This is a genomic window from Staphylococcus gallinarum, assembly GCF_000875895.1.
GTDB lineage: Bacteria > Bacillota > Bacilli > Staphylococcales > Staphylococcaceae > Staphylococcus > Staphylococcus gallinarum.
In genome coordinates this window covers 1-1,247 of the sequence record NZ_JXCF01000025.1, presented here as the reverse complement: position 1 = coordinate 1,247, position 1,247 = coordinate 1, and the positions used below count along the sequence as shown (strand labels likewise).

At 34.3% G+C, this 1,247-nt stretch carries 3 protein-coding genes; all 3 read right to left on the bottom strand.

What is annotated here, in order from left to right; genetic code table 11:
* Positions 1-80: 80 nt before the first annotated feature.
* Positions 81-221, bottom strand: coding sequence for a ribbon-helix-helix domain-containing protein (locus SH09_RS10650; protein WP_031917823.1), 141 nt, complete (start codon positions 219-221; stop codon positions 81-83).
* 218 nt (positions 222-439) lie between these two features.
* Positions 440-574 carry a hypothetical protein gene (locus tag SH09_RS17250; RefSeq protein WP_257211150.1) on the bottom strand — a complete coding sequence of 45 codons (135 nt, stop codon included), beginning with the start codon at positions 572-574 and terminating at the stop codon, positions 440-442.
* A 106-nt stretch (positions 575-680) separates the two neighbouring features.
* On the bottom strand, positions 681-1,247 hold a 567-nt coding region (locus SH09_RS10645), incomplete at its 5' end, for a replication protein (protein WP_042739632.1).

The following is a 1,247-nucleotide window of genomic DNA, read 5'->3' as shown; positions in this document are numbered from 1 at the left end:
CCTTGTGATGCTTTATTCACCATGATATAATTACCTCCGAATACAAGTTTATGCTGCCATAGCCACATGGCAGTATTTTTTTATCTATTTTTATGTTTTTTATCAAAATCTTGCAAAGCCAACGCAATTACCGCACTTTTTGAAACTCCTAAATATTTCGCCAATTCATCTAACTTTTCCGACATCTCATCTTTCAAAGTCACTTGCAATCTTTTACTCATAATTGTAACCACCTTTCAACTATTACAGTCAATAATACACAAAACAACATCATAATTCAATCGTTTATACACAAAAAGTGACCGTGAACAATGAACAACACTGGGGGGTCGTAGTACCCCAGTGTTGAAAACCTAAAGTCAAAACCCACCATATTATTACTTGTAATAGAATTTCCTTTTGACTTCACGATATCGAAAGTAATGATTTGGATTGGTTGTTAACTTGGATTAATCCAAGTTACAACTGCACCAATCGCCACTGAAGTGGCTATCATTATTTCTTTGTTCGTCAAAAGTATTTCTCCTATCACAAGTAATAATATGGTTTGGCAAGCTTCGTATTTGCTAGCCACTTCATTCGCTATCGCTCATTTCGTTCTGCAAATACCCTTGTTGGGGGTAAACCCCCAATCCCCCTTTTTTGCTAAAGCAAAAAGCTAGCCATAATGGCTAGCTAATTCATTTGTTATCTTTTATTCTATGTCTTCTAGATTTTATAAACGTATTTATAGCAAAAGTACCATTATCAGCCAACAAAGGGAACCAATCATCAAATCTATGCTCCATAGCATAAATCCATAGTTCTTCGTATTCTCTTATATCATTTTCAACTATAAAAGAAGTCATTTCTTTAAACATCTCATATCTGCTTGCAGACGTCGGTTTTAACATCTCTAGAATATCTGCTCCACCATGAGCAATCATATCTTCACGATCATACTGATATTTCTCAGGATTATCCATATGCAACATATATCTAACAAGACCTTTAGCAGAACCACACCTTTGTGGAACAGTCGCATTTATTCTTTCAGTCAATTCTAATATCTGATTATAACTTTTAACCCCATCATACATAACCAATATATGCTTATGAGCCTTTTTTATCTCTCCATTTGGATTAGTATCCTTATCATGTAATGGAGATTCAACCCATTGTATATGTTCATCATCTAATATATCTCTCCAACCTTCAGAAACACTTTCTGGGTAAATTACAAACGTCCAATTTCTAGTTCTTACATT